Annotated in this window: 17 protein-coding genes and 2 pseudogenes; 11 read left to right on the top strand and 8 right to left on the bottom strand. The window is 38.2% G+C overall.

What is annotated here, in order from left to right:
* Positions 1 to 256: 256 nt before the first annotated feature.
* From BM095_RS14270 to BM095_RS14260, 3 genes are all read left to right on the top strand, one after another.
* A complete protein-coding gene (locus tag BM095_RS14270; protein ID WP_091663299.1) occupies positions 257 to 1,210 on the top strand; it encodes a C-terminal binding protein in 954 nt (317 codons plus the stop codon).
* Positions 1,211 to 1,526: 316 nt separating this feature from the next.
* Positions 1,527 to 2,069 (top strand): tyrosine-type recombinase/integrase, encoded by a 543-nt coding sequence (locus BM095_RS14265; RefSeq protein ID WP_091663296.1) that lies wholly within the window; start codon positions 1,527 to 1,529, stop codon positions 2,067 to 2,069.
* 13 nt (positions 2,070 to 2,082) lie between these two features.
* Positions 2,083 to 3,573 carry a potassium/proton antiporter gene (locus tag BM095_RS14260; protein WP_091663294.1) on the top strand — a complete coding sequence of 497 codons (1,491 nt, stop codon included), beginning with the start codon at positions 2,083 to 2,085 and terminating at the stop codon, positions 3,571 to 3,573.
* Between the two features lie 106 nt (positions 3,574 to 3,679).
* On the opposite strand, the gene BM095_RS14255 is transcribed toward BM095_RS14260, so the two are convergent.
* Positions 3,680 to 4,072 (bottom strand): DUF1259 domain-containing protein, encoded by a 393-nt coding sequence (locus tag BM095_RS14255; RefSeq protein ID WP_091663291.1) that lies wholly within the window; start codon positions 4,070 to 4,072, stop codon positions 3,680 to 3,682.
* 144 nt (positions 4,073 to 4,216) lie between these two features.
* Here BM095_RS14255 and BM095_RS14250 point away from each other — a divergent pair, with 144 nt between their 5' ends.
* The 3 genes from BM095_RS14250 (at position 4,217) to BM095_RS14240 (ending at position 5,595) form a co-directional block, all read left to right on the top strand.
* Complete coding sequence (locus BM095_RS14250; RefSeq protein ID WP_091663289.1) at positions 4,217 to 4,504, top strand: con-10 family general stress protein; 288 nt, start codon at positions 4,217 to 4,219, stop codon at positions 4,502 to 4,504.
* A gap of 204 nt (positions 4,505 to 4,708) precedes the next feature.
* Positions 4,709 to 4,867, top strand: a complete 159-nt coding sequence (locus BM095_RS14245; protein WP_143083237.1) for an FbpB family small basic protein — start codon at positions 4,709 to 4,711, stop codon at positions 4,865 to 4,867.
* Between the two features lie 230 nt (positions 4,868 to 5,097).
* On the top strand, positions 5,098 to 5,595 hold the full coding sequence (locus BM095_RS14240; RefSeq protein ID WP_091663284.1) for a flavin reductase family protein: 498 nt from the start codon (positions 5,098 to 5,100) through the stop codon (positions 5,593 to 5,595).
* An 82-nt stretch (positions 5,596 to 5,677) separates the two neighbouring features.
* On the opposite strand, the gene BM095_RS14235 is transcribed toward BM095_RS14240, so the two are convergent.
* The 4 genes from BM095_RS14235 to BM095_RS14220 all read right to left on the bottom strand — a co-directional run bounded on the left by BM095_RS14235 (position 5,678) and on the right by BM095_RS14220 (position 9,691).
* A complete protein-coding gene (locus BM095_RS14235) occupies positions 5,678 to 6,760 on the bottom strand; it encodes an AI-2E family transporter (protein WP_091663281.1) in 1,083 nt (360 codons plus the stop codon).
* A gap of 219 nt (positions 6,761 to 6,979) precedes the next feature.
* The gene (locus BM095_RS14230) at positions 6,980 to 8,026 is read right to left on the bottom strand and encodes a YheC/YheD family protein (protein ID WP_091663278.1); all 1,047 of its coding nucleotides are present in this window, start codon (positions 8,024 to 8,026) and stop codon (positions 6,980 to 6,982) included.
* A gap of 34 nt (positions 8,027 to 8,060) precedes the next feature.
* Entirely contained in the window at positions 8,061 to 9,299 is a 1,239-nt protein-coding gene (locus tag BM095_RS14225) for a YheC/YheD family endospore coat-associated protein (RefSeq protein WP_091663275.1), read from the bottom strand.
* Between the two features lie 212 nt (positions 9,300 to 9,511).
* Positions 9,512 to 9,691, bottom strand: coding sequence for a phage holin (locus tag BM095_RS14220; RefSeq protein WP_091663273.1), 180 nt, complete (start codon positions 9,689 to 9,691; stop codon positions 9,512 to 9,514).
* Between the two features lie 6 nt (positions 9,692 to 9,697).
* On the opposite strand from BM095_RS14220, the pseudogene BM095_RS16920 reads away from it, so the two are divergent.
* A pseudogene (locus tag BM095_RS16920) lies at positions 9,698 to 10,167 on the top strand (DUF421 domain-containing protein).
* Between the two features lie 200 nt (positions 10,168 to 10,367).
* Here the strand turns inward: BM095_RS16920 and BM095_RS14210 are convergent.
* The 3 genes from BM095_RS14210 to BM095_RS14200 are packed head-to-tail and all read right to left on the bottom strand — an operon-like array spanning position 10,368 to position 14,021.
* Positions 10,368 to 11,447, bottom strand: a complete 1,080-nt coding sequence (locus BM095_RS14210) for a Ger(x)C family spore germination protein (protein WP_091663270.1) — start codon at positions 11,445 to 11,447, stop codon at positions 10,368 to 10,370.
* Positions 11,434 to 12,567, bottom strand: coding sequence for a GerAB/ArcD/ProY family transporter (locus BM095_RS14205; RefSeq protein WP_245757926.1), 1,134 nt, complete (start codon positions 12,565 to 12,567; stop codon positions 11,434 to 11,436). The genes BM095_RS14210 and BM095_RS14205 overlap by 14 nt, the downstream gene beginning before the upstream one ends.
* Entirely contained in the window at positions 12,564 to 14,021 is a 1,458-nt protein-coding gene (locus BM095_RS14200) for a spore germination protein (protein ID WP_091663267.1), read from the bottom strand. The genes BM095_RS14205 and BM095_RS14200 overlap by 4 nt, the downstream gene beginning before the upstream one ends.
* A gap of 207 nt (positions 14,022 to 14,228) precedes the next feature.
* Between BM095_RS14200 and BM095_RS14195 the strand changes: the two are divergent.
* From BM095_RS14195 to BM095_RS14180, 4 genes and pseudogenes are all read left to right on the top strand, one after another.
* Positions 14,229 to 14,606 (top strand): annotated as a pseudogene (locus BM095_RS14195) (phospholipase D-like domain-containing protein); the annotation flags it as partial.
* Between the two features lie 226 nt (positions 14,607 to 14,832).
* On the top strand, positions 14,833 to 15,411 hold the full coding sequence (locus tag BM095_RS14190; protein WP_091663264.1) for a CBO0543 family protein: 579 nt from the start codon (positions 14,833 to 14,835) through the stop codon (positions 15,409 to 15,411).
* An 8-nt stretch (positions 15,412 to 15,419) separates the two neighbouring features.
* The gene (locus BM095_RS14185; RefSeq protein WP_245757925.1) at positions 15,420 to 15,659 is read left to right on the top strand and encodes a DUF421 domain-containing protein; all 240 of its coding nucleotides are present in this window, start codon (positions 15,420 to 15,422) and stop codon (positions 15,657 to 15,659) included.
* Between the two features lie 301 nt (positions 15,660 to 15,960).
* Positions 15,961 to 17,406, top strand: a complete 1,446-nt coding sequence (locus tag BM095_RS14180) for an aldehyde dehydrogenase family protein (RefSeq protein ID WP_091663262.1) — start codon at positions 15,961 to 15,963, stop codon at positions 17,404 to 17,406.
* Positions 17,407 to 17,520 lie beyond the last annotated feature (114 nt).

The raw sequence follows: 17,520 nt of genomic DNA, 5'->3' as shown, positions 1-17,520 counted from the left end.
TCCATAAAATAGTTCGGTGTGAAAGAGAGTACAGAGAGATAAGGAAAAAGTCATATGAGGAGGCAGGGGGGACGTTAATGTTTTCAGGAAGTAAAGCCATGGTTGTTTATATGCTTGTTCTCATGACGATTATCGGCAGCTTTGTATATATTTATTTGAGCTGATCAGAGGATCCCCTTATCTTCTATAGTCGTTTCAGTCAAAAAGAGGTAACATGAAAGGAGAAGAAAGAAGTAAATAGGGGGAGAGGCTTAGAATGAATAACGTATACATAACCGATCACGTTAGAGAGGATCTGTCAATTGAGAAAAAAATATTGGGAGAACACTATTCAGAAACTTCTCACGACGATATCGAAGTCCTGCTCGTGTGGAGGAATCAAATCACTCCTGATGTTATCGACCGCTATCCACGCTTGCGCGGAATGGTCCGCTTCGGAGTAGGTTATGAAAACTTTGATTTGCAGTATGCGAAAGAAAAAGGCATTTACGTTTGCAACAACCCCGATTACGGAACAGATGAAGTAAGTGATACGGCTATCACGATGATCATGAACATTGCTCGAGGGGTAACACGCTATGATTACCGTGCCCGTTCTTACCGAGACACATGGCAAGCGAATGTCAATCCGGCAATCAAGCGGAATTCATCCACTGTCGTTGGCTTTGTGGGAGCTGGACGCATTGGAGGAAGTACTATTTTAAAAGCGAACGCCATGAATTTTCAAACGGTATTTTTTGACCCATACAAAGAACGGGGCCATGAAAAATTACTAAGTTCTTCGCGGGTGGAGTCTCTCGATGAGTTGTTAGCGATGAGTGATATTGTGTCTATTCATTCGCCATTAACAGAAGAAACTACAGGAATGGTCGATGAAGAATTTATTAGTAAAATGAAAGAAGGGGCGTCCCTTGTTAACACAGGGAGGGGTAAAATTCTAAAGCATACGGATGTCATTTATGATGCCCTTCATTCTGGACACCTTGCGAACGCAGCACTTGATGTCATGCCGGATGAGCCGCCGAAAGATGACAAACTTATAAAAGCCTGGGGAAACAGAGAAGAGTGGTTGGATGGAAGATTACTAATTAATCCACATACTGCTTTTTATTCCGAACAGTCTTTTTTAGAACTTCGGCAGAAAGCGGCTCGGACTGCATTAATGATCGCGCAAGGAAAACGACCGCATAACATTGTGAATGGACTTTAAAGGACATGGTACAAGCCTAATTTCTCTTCCAGAAGAGGGATTAGGCTTTTTTACTTTTTTTAACAGTATAATGATTTTTAATTGACAGAAAGAAGAGAAAGAGTGTAAGGCTTGAAAAGAACATTCAAATGCCTAGAAAAGCTTAAATATAATCCCAGTAGAAAGTAAATTCTTGAATTTATTCTACAGCCAAAAATGTCAAGAAGCCTTTTCTATATCTGAAAAACTTGACGTATACCGGTAGAAATTTTTTATTCCATGTTACATAACGAAGTGATATAATAGTATTAAGTAAAGTGACTCGGAGGTTTCTGTTATGGAATACGTTGCTCCTATCAAGCAGCTTCACAAAATTCGCCTCATGAAAACTCACCTGAAAAAGAAATCTTCCAGGGATTATTTATTGTTTGTGATAGGAATAAATACGGGGTTACGTATTAGTGAATTGTTAAGACTGAAAGTGGAAGACGTCAGAGATGATACAGGTGAGATAAGGCATTTTATCACCTTACATGATCAATCGGTGTTTTTAAATGAGCAAGTCAAACGTGCTCTTAAATATCACTTTCATTGTGTTCAGCCTTCCCAACATGATTGCTTATTTTCCTCCCCTCGAACGAAAAAACCCATTACAAGACAGCAAGCGTACCGGATTGTAAATGACGCGGCCAAAGCTGTTGGAATTGACGGAAAAGTGGGTACTCATACATTAAGAAAAACTTTTGGATATCATGCGTTTACCAAAGGGATAGCCATATCACTCATTCAAAAGCGCTTCAATCAAACGACTCAGGCAGAAACCCTTCAATACATTGGAATTGAGAAAACGGAACCTCAGAAAATAGATGTGAATTTATGACTGGAGGCGAAATATGTTTTTAGAAGCATTTGGAAATGATGCATTTGTTTTATTAGCCGCACTTTTGTTAATTGTCGGTGTCATTGTAGTTAAGTTTTCCCACAAACTTGGTTTTCCAGCTCTTGTTCTGTTTATATTAGTCGGCATGATGATTGGAAGCGATGGTCTCGGACTCGTTTATTTTGATAATGCAGAGATTGCCCAACTGATTGGTATACTTGCTCTCGTTATTATATTGTTCGAAGGGGGACTGCAGACAAAATTTTCCACCGTACGTTCCGTAGCCCTTCCATCCCTGTCCTTAGCAACACTTGGAGTAGTGATCACGTCCTCCGTCGTCGCATTGGCTGCCATGCTCGTTTTTGATGTCACTTGGTACGAAGCTTTCTTATTCGGTGCCATTGTAGGATCCACGGATGCAGCTGCTGTCTTTGCTGCATTGAAAGAGAGAAACATTAAGGCAAAAATGGGAGCAACATTAGAAGCAGAGTCGGGAACCAACGACCCAATGGCAGTCTTTTTAACCCTTTCGTTCATTCAACTTATTATCAATGAAAATACTAGTATATGGGTGCTTGTTCCGAACTTTTTCTGGCAAATGGGAGCGGGGTTGGTGTTAGGTCTTTTGTTAGGTAAGATTGCTTCTGCCTCGATCAATCGAATTAATCTTGAATCAAGTGGTCTTTATCCTATTTTTTCTGTTGCTTTTGCATTATTAACGTACAGTATAACTGCATTTATAGGCGGGAGCGGGTTTTTGGCAGTTTACGTCGCTGCATTAGTGATTGGTAATTCAGAATTAACGTATCGGTATTCTATCTTTCAGTTTAATGAAGGGTTTGCCTGGATGGCTCAGATATTAATGTTCATCATTCTCGGATTACTTGTTTTCCCTGAACAACTATTCACCACCGAAGTAATGTTGAGCGGTATCCTTATATCGCTAGTGTTAATGTTCGTTGCTCGTCCTGTTGCCATTTTCTTATCTACGCTTGGCATGAAATATTCTCAGAAAGAAAGGCTGTTCTTATCTTGGGCAGGTTTAAGAGGGGCTGTTCCTATTGTTTTGGCAACCTTTCCAATCGTTGCTGGAATTGAAAACGGTGTTCTATTTTTCAATGTCGTCTTCTTTGTTGTTTTAACATCAGCTTTAATCCAAGGATCTTCAATTTCATATGTGGCAAAGAAACTTCATTTAGTAGGTCCTAAAAAAGATACTCCTCATCATTCTATTGAGCTTATCTCTATTGGAAAAGCGAATGCAGAGATGGTGCAGTTTAAAACGAACGAAGATACAGCAGTCGTGGGGAGAAAATTACACGAGATTCCTTTTCCTACCCGTGCAACCATCAGCGCCATAGTGCGAGAAGACAGACTCATCAGCCCGCATGGAGAAACCGAAATAAAATCTGGTGATTTCCTTTATATTTTAGTATCTCAAAAAGATAAAGAGTCCTTAAGGAAGCTGCTCAATGAGAAAAACGTCCATGCTAAATCCTCCTAGTCTTCTGACTAAGAGATAGATGACTACAAGGAAAACCTCCACGTATCTCCCCATTTCAATTGGGGAGATACGTGGAGGTTTTTTGTGACATGCAGGTGTTAATGCACTAAGCCTGTAATGTTTTATTGGCTGCTGCTAGTTTTTTAGCAAACTCTTCTGGTTTCTCTACAGACTGAACGTGCAAGTACATAATATTCGGTTCGGCAAATAACCAATGATTGTGGAGAGCCGTAATCGTTAAATCATTTTTCCCAAGGGCTCGGGTATATTCAGGAATTTCTTCAGGAAGAAGCACAATTTCCGCATGGTTTAACGCAGTGCCATCTTTTTCTAGTGACTCAAAGTGAATTTCCATACTTAATTCGCTTTTAAAAGGGCGTCCTTGCACCGTTACATCCAAGTCTCTTTCTATTTCTACTTCTCCCATCCCATCTTCCGCTTCTGCTTCTGCGCCAAGTATTTCTCCAAATCGCTTAGCAATGTTTTCGATATCAGCCATTCGATCCTCTCCTTTCTCGTATTCATTGTGGTTTATTCCTGTCCAAAGACTGTCATAAACCCAGCTAAAAATTTTTTTCTTAATGTTTTAATTGAGAAGAGACGTGGTATTCCATTACTAACACTCCATAGGAGGATGATATGTATGGCAACCAATGATAAAAACAACAAAAAAATGAGTGTAGAAGAAGCGGGCCGTAAAGGTGGGAAAACAACCGCGAACAATCATGACAAAGAATTCTATCAGGAAATAGGTAAAAAAGGCGGCGACACTACTTCTGAAGAGCATAGCAAAGAATTTTATCAAGAAATCGGCCAAAAAGGTGGAGAAACAACCTCCGATGAGCATGATAAAGAGTTCTATCAGGACATTGGTCAAAAAGGCGGAGAAAGACGCAGCAAGCAAAGGAACCGCTCCAATAATAGCCGCTAGAAATGTAGGATAAACGAGTAGACCCCGCCTTCACAGATGAAGTGAGGCGGGGGATTTTTGTGCATAAATTCATGATAATGATGCAAATTTCGACATATTACAAGAAAGTTCGCATAATTTTAATACTTATTCCGTGCATTTACGAGTACAAATCAGGTACAATAGAGCAAGGAGAGAAACAAAACAATAAAGGAGGTATGGATAGTGAGGAAGCCACGACGCACAAGCTTAAATGAGCTTGTTCAAGAGAACATAAAAGAATTAATCAGCGATCCAGACGCTGTCTCTGAAATAGAGAAAAAATTAGAAGAGAAAAAAGCGAAAGAAGTTTTCAAGAAAAAAGAAAATGAAGCGATTAAATAGATTTGTGAAAAGAAGGCTGCTCAGCGGCTTTCTTTTTGTATAAGAGAACATTATTCCCGGAGAAATAAAAAGGAAACAAAGTTACTGATGTAAGGTGTTGTCTATTTAAAATGGGTAGGTTTTCGAGGTTAACTAGGCATTGTAAAAAAAGACGAGACGAAATATACTGATAACAGTGTCTTTTTTTAGGGTGAAAAGATAGATAGAGAGTAAGAGGGAGGAGAAGAAAGATGAGTACGAATAGAAACGAACAGTTATTTAAAGATGTCATGGGGAATTATCCAACGGGGGTAACGGTGGTGACAACAAAAGCACAGGACGGTCAGCCGGTTGGATTGACGGTGAATTCCTTTGCTTCTGTTTCGCTCGATCCGTTATTGGTGTTATGGTCGATTGATCATGGCGTATCAAGCTTGCCGGAATTTCAAGCAGCCGATGGGTTTGCGATCCATATTTTAGCAGGAGACCAACAAGACCTTTGTAAAAACTTTGCAAAGAAGGATGTCGACCGTTTCAGCACATGTAACTGGGATTTCTCATCTCATGATTATCCAGTCATTGAAGACGCTTTTGCTGTTTTGCAATGTAAAACGTTCAAGCAAGTAGAAGCAGGCGATCATACTATTTTAATTGGGGAAGTTCAAGATATCCAAAAAGATGACACGAAACAACCGATGCTCTATCATACTCGCCATTTCGGGCCAATCCCGTCCGAATTTTATAAATAAGCTTTCACGTCATTGATGCTTATTGAAAAACCGCTCATTCGTAGAGACCCATCTACAGTGAGCGGTTTTTGCGTGTGTCTCGTTATGGAATTTGAGGATAACGCAACCGAAGAAGACGGTAAATATTTTGAACGATCACTTTTGACACGGCGTAGATTGGGATACATAAAATAAGTCCCACAAGTCCAGCGACATTACCAGCTAAAAGAAGCAGCAAGATAATAGTGAGAGGGTGAATGGCAAGGGCTTTTCCCATTACATTCGGTGAAATGAAATTGCTTTCCGTTTGCTGGATCACTAAAATAGCGACAATTACCCAAAAAGCAGTTAGCGGGCTATCAAACAATGCAACAATCACAGCTGGAATAGTACCGATAAATGGTCCGATGAACGGGATCAGATTAGTAAACATCGCAACCATTGCAAGAATTAATGGGTAATCTAATCCGATAATAAGATACGCAATCAGAGAAAGGATTCCCACACAGACACTGACGATGGCTTGTCCTTGAATATAGGAACTTAACGTATGATCCATATCTTGTAATATTTGTTTTCCTTCTTTTGATTGTTCCTTAGGTAAAAACCGAAGTATATTTCCAGGAAGTTTGTGGCCATCTTTCAAGAGAAAAAACAAAACGAAAGGTAAGATAACCAATACGGTAATAATACTAAAGAGAGCTCCAATGAACCCCAATATATTGTCACCCAGACTGCCTACATAATTCGAAAAATTGTCAGCAATCGACCCAGGGTCTAAGCTCTGAAATGCTTCTTCACTGCGAATTCTTTGGACATAGGGATGTTGCATCATTTGTTGTGCCCATCCTTGCACATTCTCTGTATAAGAAGGCACATTTTCAACAAGATTGTTTACCTGGTTTTGTAAAATAGGACCTACCCAAATAATAAACGCAGAAAATCCACCTGCAAAGAGAGAGAAAATAAGAATAATCGAAAGAGAGGTGGGCAGCCATTTATCTAGGAGACGAACTAATGGTCGTAAAATATAATAAAGAATCGTTCCAATGATAAGGACAGGAGCTAAAGCCCCGATGGCTTGTCCAATAGGGCGAAATAAGAAACTGACTTGTGTACCTAAGTAGAGAATGAGTAAAATAAAAATCACACTGTACAAAAAATAAAACCATTTTGTTTTTGGCATAGAGTGAGCACCTTTCTTCTTTCAGCATCTATTTTCCTATTATCCTTTTCCTCACTTCCTGCCAAATGAAACAGGCAGGTATATGAAGTGACTGGAAATACCTGCCTTTGCCAGAAGACATGAGACAGTAAGGGGCGAACTATGATTCGGAAATTATAAAGAACTGAAGGTGCTTTTGAGAAAAAAGGAATGTTGGACGAGTCAGGTCCCCCTTGTTAATCACTCGAATTTTTCTCGCCAATACGACACGGCATGTTCAAAAGGGATTCGATTGTGCTTAATATTCATCCTGCGGCGGTAAGGTCTAAAATTGACTTCGTATAACCATATCTGCCCCTTTTTATCAATTGCCATATCCAGGCCCAAGTCAATTACTTGCGGATATTTAGCTTCAATCGTTTTAGCGATCAATATAGCTGCTTTCTTTATTATTTTTCTCTCTGACTTATGAATCAATTTCTTCGTCTTATAAAAAACCTGTCCCCCTTGATCTAAGTTGGTAATGTTCACAAATTTTTTCGATAACCGGGCAGTCATACCAGTAATCTGCCATTGACTGTCTTTGTTTTTCTGAGGAGAAATTCGAAAATCAAACTTTTTCCCTTTGTACCGTTTTGCATCAATTCCCTGCTGGATAAGAAACTCTTCAGGGGTACGAAACGTAGAAAAGTATAGGGAAGACAATTGTTCTTTCGGCACATAAATTGTTTCTTCTTGGAAGTTTTTCACTCGGTATAGAGAGATCTCTGTGTCCTGTTTCTTCAATACATAGATGTCATTTCCTCTTGAACTGCGTCTTGGTTTAATATATAAGACGGAATATTTCTTTAACATGGATTGCACCGTTTCGTACGTTAGTTTTTTTGTTTCTGGAAGCATGGGTGCAATTTCTTTGTGATTCTGCAAGTAATGGTGTATTTTAAGCTTGCTGCGCTCTGTGTTCGTTATGGCATGAAAAAACATTCTACCATGGTACTTGCTCAGATATTTCACTTTGTGAATATTTTCCTTATTCCTTAAATAGGAATTGATTTTATACACATTGACTTCTGGAACCCGTACTGTATCTTGCCTGAAACGGTCATTTGAATAGGAGTACACGACTCCTTTTACTGTTTTGTTTCGTAGAGAGAGATGCTTCAGCGCATAAAAACATACATCTACCTTATTTTGTTGTGCCAGCTTTTTATAGTACGTAAAGAGAAAAGGCGGAGAATGAGACTTCTTTTGTCTCATTGTACGGGAAGATACAATGATTCCAATCAATATAACAACCTCCTTTCTCTCGTCATATTTCTCATCAAAACCGCATCCTTTTCGAATAAAGGTGCTTCACATACAACAACACCATCTTCATGGACACTTCTAATGTTTCTTCTCCGTATGCATTGAGAAGCGAGACTTTTGTACTGGAGCTGTTACATTCGATGAATTTAATGTTATGCGCTTTATCTATCGCAAAGTCGATTCCCATTTCGGCAAACGTACAGAATTTCTTTTCTGTCTCTTGATAGACATGCAGTAAGAACGTTTCTATTTCTTTTACCAGTCTATCTTTCTCTTCCTGTGATATATTTACCATGCCAAACAAATGGTCGATTTTTACGGCTTCGGCATGGGTAGTGATCGGTGAATTGGCTCTTCCTATTCGAGCGCTGATTCCTCGAATAATGATTTTATCTTTTTCATTTCGTTGAAGTTCTGCTCTGACATCGATTCGTCGGTTCTTTATCTCTAAAAGGTCAATTCCTTCCTGTATCATGAACTTCTTACCCTTGTAAAAACGAGTGACATAAAACATTAATTCTTGGTAATTCACAAAAACAAGAGTGTCTACATTTTTGCGAGAGGCATTGTAACGGAACAGATGGTAGTTATTGCCACGCGTTCGTTCAACACGGATTACATTTTTCCCTTTTCGTCCTGTTAATCCTTTTAAATAGACATGGGGATGTCGGTAGAGCATATGAAATAAGTCACTAGGTTTGCTGGAAATGATGGTTTCTTGTAAATAGTTTTCTAAGGACGGTACCGTACGAAAATAATGATAGACTTTCCAATTACCTAACGTAGAAGGGTTTAACCTAGTCATATTTTCTTCTTCGGATTGGGAGAGAAAGGTACGAAAACGCTCTTTATATTTTTTGGCAATTCCACCGCGACGCAATAAATAATGAGGGTAAGGGAAGGTGTTTTGTTTCCATTCCATTTCCGAAAAATCATAATACATTCCAGAAATTTGTTTCTTTTCTACATCAATGCCTTTGGCAGAAAAGAAAAATAAGTGCAATTTCACCTCTTTATTCGCTTCCGCTAATTTTTTTAAACGGTAATGGGGATTCTGTGCTGCTAGATTTCGTATATTTTTCCCCGATGTTAAGACCCCGAGATAAGGAATAGAGTCAGATTCCTCCTTTGGCATGGAAGGATCTTCTCCGTCTTTTAAAGAAGAGACCCATTTTGATACAGAACCAAGAACTCCAGCCCATTCCCTCTCGATATTTTCTTGTTCTTGGTCATCTTTCATATCAGAAGACATGCTCCTATTCACTCCTTTCCTATCATTCTTGTTTATCGTATGTTGACAAAACTAGGAAGGATAGGTCTTTAGAGGAGGAAGGAAACCTAATTATGTACTGTAGTGAATACGAAAAAACCGCTATATCTCTACAGCGGGAAAAAACACCATCCGATTAGCCACAAATGGAATATAGAAGAGTGGAGGGTGGCGAAAGGGGAGTTAGTCAAACCTTAATCTAAGCCTTCCTTTTTAATGGCTTCTCGCTGTTTTTTTCCTGTCTTGGTAATGTAGTTATTCTTAAACCAGGCCCAAAGAGCGACAATTACTGTAACAATGGCAGATACGCCTTGTTGGATGTCCTCATCAGAAAGTGGTAGGGGGCATTTACCGAATGCGGTTAAATATGCCATCGGATTGTGGACGTTTTTTATGTTGGGAATAGAGTATATGACTCTAAAAATAAATCGACACGTTCTCTCTTATTAGTCAATCCTAACATCATCATTCGAGATGGTGTTATGGACAGAAAGCTATTTACAAAGAACAAATTGGATGTAAATCAAGTATTGAGTATACTCCGTCAAAATAATGTCTTTTCAGTTGCGAAGTCAAATACGGTATATTGGAAGCTAATGGGCAAATAAGTTTATTATTAAAATCCAAGTATCAAAAACCAGACAAGCAAGATCTCAATCTTCCAGAAAGTCCAGTAGACCTCCCAACATCGTTAATTATAGATGGGGAAATTTTACGAGATAATTTACAACTCGGATTTGATCAACAGTGGTTAGATAACCAATTAACTACTAATGGATATGATAATGTAAAGCGTATACTTTACGCAGATTGGCGAGAGAGTGAAGGCATACATGTAAGTTCTAAATAAAATTTGTTAGGATAAGAGCACATCAATTTTCTTGGTGAATATAAACTTTAGTCTTCAACAATCAGGCGCTTTAATGAAGTAACTAAAGCCTAATTTTTCACTTATAACACCGAGAAATTAGACTTTTTATATTTTGATTTCCTTAACGTTGTAAATCTGCATTTTCCTGACGCCACCCCACTTTTTTAGGTTTTAGCTTTTTAAGAATCCACGTGATTTAAAGGCGAGAGTTTTAGGTTATAGTCTACATTAATCTCCATTTGTTCCCATTTGTTTATCCATTCCTTATCATTTATTGGTCTTTCAAAAGGCTTTAGGGTGTGTTTACCCATATGAAAAGGATCGACTTTTTTGTCTTGATATTTATTCAGCAATTGTTTTGTTTGTTTTTCCAAATGTGATTCCATTTCTTGTGTTAGGGCGTCCAATTCATCCTGCTTAGTTAAATCTTTTTCACCGAGATAATCCTCGATTTTGCCTTCCAAATCAACTTGAACAGAAACAGATTTGTAATTGTTTTCAAATTCGACATCTACTTTGGAATGAATATGGCCTCCTAGAAGGGAAAATGCTGGTACTTTGAAATATTTCAGGTAGCGATGATTGTTTATAAGCTGAAAAATTTGCTCGTCCATTTCAGTCATGGTATCAACAAGCTTATCCTCTTTAAAAACAGCGGTTCCATTATATGCTAAGTTTTCATTATCTGCTTTAAAGAGTGGAAGCACTGGATCCGAAAGCGGTGCATATAAATTTTTCATAAATTGATGCAGATTGACAACCGTTATTTCTCCTTTATTTTCGTAATGTTTTAACATCCGATAGAAAAAATAATCTATTTTTTCATGCTGTTCAAGCTGGTTGGAGATGTATTCATTAAAACTTCCGCTAACAACTACAAGGTACAGGCGTTGAGAGATATCTGGATCTGCCAGTAATGTATTAATCAATGTTTTTATGCCTTTTCTGGCAACTTCTTCATTGATAACAATAATTCGGAGCTGGCCGACCTTTAATTCACGATAATTTTTCAGATTAAATTCTTTTCCGCTTTCTTTTATTAAATCTACCTCAAGGGTATAGATTTGTTTTTTTTCGGCAATCAATGGGGGCATGATTGTACTCATCTTGAATTTTTCACCTTCACCTTCTTCTATTGACCAAAATATGACAGGAGCAATCTCTTCAATTTGATTATTTTCGTTAAAGGGAGAACAGCCCGTTATCAAAATGACAGAGAAAATGATGGAGGTAAAAATTGTTATTTTAAAATGTTCCACCTTTAGTACGCTCCTTTATTTTAGTCATAGCCACCAAAAAGCTTGGAACGAGTATATAGGATACGGCTCCGGCCCATATATGAAAATCAACCAAGACGTTCTGCTCTTCTTCCCATAACCATTCATTCAAAAGAACGAGGGACACATAGATGAACAGGCAGGCTAAAAAAAAGCTAAGCCGATTTATTGGCTCGTCTCGCTTTTGAAAGATAATACGTAAGCCACCGTAAAAGTATATGAGGAAAATGGCAATCGTAAATAAAAAATGAAACATGTAAAGCGCAATTAAAATGATATCAATTCGCTCAAAGACCGGGAGCTGCAAGTATCTGATCATCTCTATCATTGGAAATTTTGCCTGTCTAAGTAAGTCAGCGCCAAAAAAGAATTGGGTGGCAACAAACAACAGTAAGTATTCAATAACAGTGATGGCGTTTCCAATCGATAAATATTTCGGTATCTTTTCATTCTTTCCTAACCATGGGGCTAAAAAAATTAAAAATTCTGGACCTGACAAGGATGACCATATTAGTAAGATCCCTTTCCAGAAAAAATCACTCGAATTCTCAGGTATCAATGGATACAAATCTGACAAAGAAGCAATGGGATAAGTAAAAAAAGAATAATACAAAACAATCATCCAAATGGTACAAAAAAAGGCGATAACAATAAAACGTATTGTTTTTTCCATTCCCTGCGCAGCCATATAGATGCTGACAACCATAAGGAATAATAGCATCCAATTTCTATCAACGGCTGGAAAAACAAATTGATGAACAATTTCCGAATATCCAAGGACAAGGATGCTTATTTTGAGTAATAAAAGAGGTAAGCCCAGAAAAGCAAGAAAACGAAGCAAGGGTCTCCCTAAAAGTTGTGAAAATCCTTGGTATCCTTTTACAGAATAATCGGAGGCAAACCATTTTGATAAAATCATAAGATTGAAATGCGATAATACTCCTACCGCAAGAATAGCCCAAATCATATATGGTTGTACCAAATAAATGGGCATGATTAGTAAAAGATAAAGCATTTGTAGTCTGTTTACCATAAACGTTACATATACGCCGTCCAGGGTGGACGTTTTATCAAATAGGGAAAATTCTGTCAGAACGTTCACCTCCCTTTTCTGTATCTCCATTTTTGTAAGGGATGTAAGGACTCAGGACGAACCTTCATCCATTGCAAAGGGGCTCGAATAAACAGATCTAACCAGTCTTTCCAATAAAATGGAGCAATCGGTGCAAAATAAGGCTGTTTAAGAGAAGTTAGTCCATTCAAGTGAGCCAATAATATAACCAATCCAAATACTATACCTATCATTCCCAACACATCAGCCAAAATCAGGAAAATGAGTTGAAGTAATGAATTTGCTTTTGTTATAGAGTAGTTCGGGACCAGAAACGAAGCAATGGCAGAAACACCTACCAAAACGATTAATACCTGGCTGACAAATCCGGCTTGAACGGCAGCTTGTCCTATTATAATGCCTCCTATTATTCCTAATGTCTGGGATGATTTTGTCGGCATCCTGAGACTTGCTTCTGTAATGATTTCAAGTACCGTTAGCATAAGAACTCCTTCCCAAAAAGGAGCAAAAGGAAGTTTGCCTCGTGATTCAACTAAAACAAAAAGAATTTGTATAGGGACCATCTGATAGTGATGGGTCGTTAATGCCACATAAAGAGGGATTAATGTTATAGAAAGAAGAAAGCTTATATACCGCAAACTGCGCAAAAAACTTGCAGGCACCCAGCGGTTAATATAATCTTCCGGAGATTGAAATAAATGAAAAAAAGAAATAGGAGCGTTTAACGCAAATGGTGTATTATTCACCAATATAGTTATTTTACCCATTCCTAAAGATTGAGAGCAGACATCAGGACGGTCTGTTTGTTGAAATTGTGGAAACACTGTGTGTATATGATCTTCCATAAAAGCTGCAACTTGAGAAGAATCAAGAAACTGATCAAAATCAATAGATAAGATTTTCTCTCGTGCAATAGAAATCAACTGGGGATTGGTTAAACCTTCTATATATAACATCACTACTTTTGTTTTCGTTTGCGAACCCAGATTAAATGATTCGGTTTTGAGCGTGGATAACGGCAATCTTCTGCGAATTAACAGGATATTGTCATCTATTTTTTCCGTCAAGCTGTCTTTGGATCCGTACAGAATGGTTTCTGTTTCAGAAGTTTCAATACCGCGGCCTTCAGGATTATCCATTCTAACGGAATACCACTGATTATTAGCGGAATCGTGCAGAATAATACATCCTGTCATGAGCTTATACTCTGTCTCATCAACCGTGGATATATCGGACACTTTAGCATTTGTTATGCATTTATTGATTGGTTTTTTTTCACAGCGAAGCAAAGGTTCAATAATTGCCTCGTTTAAACGCGCTTCATCAATGATCGTTTTTATGTAAATAAGCGTGACTGTTTTAGAGCTTTTGGTTTCATGCTCCACAAATATCGCATCTTCTATATTTGAAGTGAGATGTTTAAGACGTTCGATTGTAACCGGAGATTGATCCTCTTTGTGCTGCGCTTTTTTTTTGAAAAACATGTTAGTGCCCCTCACTGCCCAATTTTTTTATATTTTAGGAATGTTTAACTTTGTTAAAGGAACAAAGTATAAGTAAAAATACGCCTTCCGCCATAAGGACTCGGCGGCAAGCCAAGTTTTTCTAATAATTCTTTTCTACTCAAATTATAGTTTCCCAGCGTATCTACTTCTATTCCCCGATTTTAAAAAGTGGGATAAAAACCATGTGTCCACGTAAGATTGCTGGTTCCTCGCCACATTGATAAAAAAAGCGTGAGCTATGCAAGTCGTACCTATTACGGGGAACTTATAGAAGCTGGGGTCCAAATCTACCAGTACAATAAAGGAATGTTACATGCGAAACTGATGATCATTGATGAGGAAATTGCAGAAGTAGGCGCAGCAAACTATGATATGAGAAGTTTTCGCCTGAATTATGAGGTGTGTCAAGTCGTGTACAGTGCTGATGTGGCAAGGGAACTCACAGAGCAGTTCGAGAGGGATCTTACTGATTCTGTACCATTAGGAATTGAAGACTTGTTGCAACGATCCCAGACCGAGCGCATTATTGAGCAAGGTGCTCGCCTGCTTTCTCCATTATTATAAGTTGATGTATCCTGTTTTTATTGTTCTATCTTAAATCTAGATTTAAAAAATTTCATTGTTTTTAAAATATTTCTGATTCATTTGAAAAAAGTTGAAAACCCGTGTTAGAAGAACTTTCAACATGGGTTTTTTTCTTATTTAATTACTAAAAAACGGTAATACTAAAAAGGCAGCTCAAAGAGTTTGAATTCAAAAATATCTATTACCTTTTCATTTAAATATAGAGGTGATATCAATAGATAATATATTTGAAAATCTTAAGGAAATACGTTTATTAGAAGATAAGCTGTATCATTTAGAATTAAATGGTTGGCTAAAAAATGAGTTTTTAACTTGGGAATGGTGGATTCTAGTAGTTTTTTTAATTGTGCCTTGGGTTATATGGGCTAAACTTGTTAAACGAGACATTATTTTAGAAATTTTGTTGTTTGGTACCATAATTATCTTGACAACAACCTTATTAGATGTAGTTGGTTCACAATATAATTTTTGGGATTACCCCATTGCATTCCTACCTTTTATTCCTAGGGCCTTTCCTTTTGATTTTTCAATGGTACCTGTAGCTTACATGTTGCTATATCAATATTTTAGAACATGGAAATCTTTTATTTTAGCCCAGATCATTATGGCACTAACATATGCCTATATAGGTGAACCCTTTTGCGAGTGGGTTAAACTTGTTAATTATTTAGAGTGGAGATACAGATATTCATTCATATATTACATCATTGTTGGAATTGTAATTCGAGCTTTAATACTAAAACTAGCCTCTTTATCTAAACCTCAAGATCTTACAACTAAGTAAAATTTAAATTGGAGGAAAAAACGTTGGAAGAAGTTAATATTGGTTTACTGACGATCAAAGTCATCGTTGGTTTTGCAACTTTATTTTTTATCATTATCATAATAGGCAGAACATCCATCTATCAGTTAACCCCGTTTCACTTAGTTTTTGTGTTAGTACTTGGAGATTATTTAGGAAATACCATTTATAAAGATAAGGTAGGGATTTTTCATTTTTTATATGCAATTGGTTCACTAAAACAAGTGTAAGTACAATAGTGCGGATGATAGTACCTTTATCCATTCCATCCTGCCTTTCTGCTAAGCGTGATAAAGTCCCGCTTAGTATATAAATGTAAACGATTATTTCATTGTACGAACAGTGGTTGTTCAATATGACCGTTGAGGCGACACGAGTTCGTGAAAATGTTCAATAATTGTTTAAGCAAATGAAGACGCTTTCCTGCTTTGATGCGTTACAATATAGAGGTCAAATAAAAACAATTGGAACATGACCATAGACATGAAGACGAGCCAAGAGTTCCGAAATAAGGATAGGGGAGAGAAGAACATGGCACAGACACAAGTTTCAAAGAAACAGAGTCTTTATATTAATGGCGAGTGGAAAGAAGCGGAAGAATACACACCGCTCTATTCCCCGTACAGTGGAGAAGTGATTGCGGAAATACCAAAAGCTTCTATCAAAGAAACAGAAGAGGCGATTGAAGCAGCGGTTGCAGCGCAAAAGACGATGCAAAAGCTTCCCGCTCACGAACGTAGCGAGATTTTGTATAAGCTTGTTAATCTTTTAGAGGAAAATGCCGACAAAGCAGCTGAGATCATTGCTCTTGAAGCTGCAAAACCACTTACTACGGCTAAAGGTGAAGTAGCTAGGACCATTCAAACTTACAAATTTGCGGCACAGGAAGCAGGCCGTATTTATGGGGAGACTCTTCCTTTGGATGCTGCTCCAGGCGGGGAAAATAGATTAGCATACACGAAACATGAACCGCTTGGTGTTATTGGGGCTATCACCCCATTTAATTTTCCAATGAACTTGGTTGCACACAAAGTTGGTCCAGCGATTGCTACAGGAAATACAGTAGTATTAAAACCAGCTTCACAGACTCCGATTTCTTCTTACTTCCTCGCAGAGCTTCTTGAAAAAGCAGGATTGCCTGCAGGAGCACTTAATGTTGTCACAGGAAGCGGCCGAGTTGTTGGGGACCGGATTGTAACTGATGACCGTATCAGCATGATTACGTTTACCGGCAGTCCGGAAGTCGGAACAGAAATCCGCAGCAAGGCAGGGTTGAAGCGTACTACGCTGGAACTTGGATCGAATGCTGCTGTAATTATTGATGAAGACACTGATATAGACCGTGTAATACCAAGGTGTGTGCAAGGTGCTTTTGGATTCCAGGGCCAAGTTTGTATATCTTTACAGCGTGTCTACGTCCATGAAAAACTGTACGATACGTTTGTAGAAAAATTCGTTGCAAAAACGAAAGAACTCATCACCGGTGATCCGCTGGATGAGAAGACAGATGTATCTGCACTAATTTCCGAAAAGGATGTCGATCGTGTATTAGCATGGATTAAAGAAGCAGAAGCGAGCGGAGCTGAAGTGAAAACGGGAGCTGCACGTGAAGGAAATATTGTACTGCCTACTGTGTTAACAAATGTTTCGCCTGAGATGAAAGTATCGTGCCAAGAAGTATTTGGTCCGACTGTGCTGATAAATTCTGTTTCTTCTGTAGAAGACGCAGTGAAAGAAGTAAACAATTCTCGTTATGGATTACAGGCGGGGATTTACACGAAAGATATTTACAAAGCATTGGATGTGTCTGATGAACTCGAAGTCGGCGGTGTGATGATTAATGACATTCCGACTTTCCGTGTCGATCATATGCCATATGGCGGAGTGAAAGAAAGCGGCACAGGACGTGAAGGAATTAAATATGCTGTCGAAGAAATGACAGAGTTAAAATTAGTTGTAGTGAATCGGAACGCATAAAGAAAGGTACTATCGCCCCATTTGTCTCACAAAGACAGGTGGGGTTTTTCGCGTTTTTTCTCATCCTTGAGGACGTCATCCATTTTACCCCTAAACTTTTTAGCCAGCCACTGT

Source organism: Alteribacillus iranensis (assembly GCF_900113025.1).
In the GTDB taxonomy this organism is placed as follows: Bacteria; Bacillota; Bacilli; order Bacillales; family Marinococcaceae; genus Alteribacillus_A; species Alteribacillus_A iranensis.
This window is presented reverse-complemented; position numbering and strand designations above follow the sequence as displayed.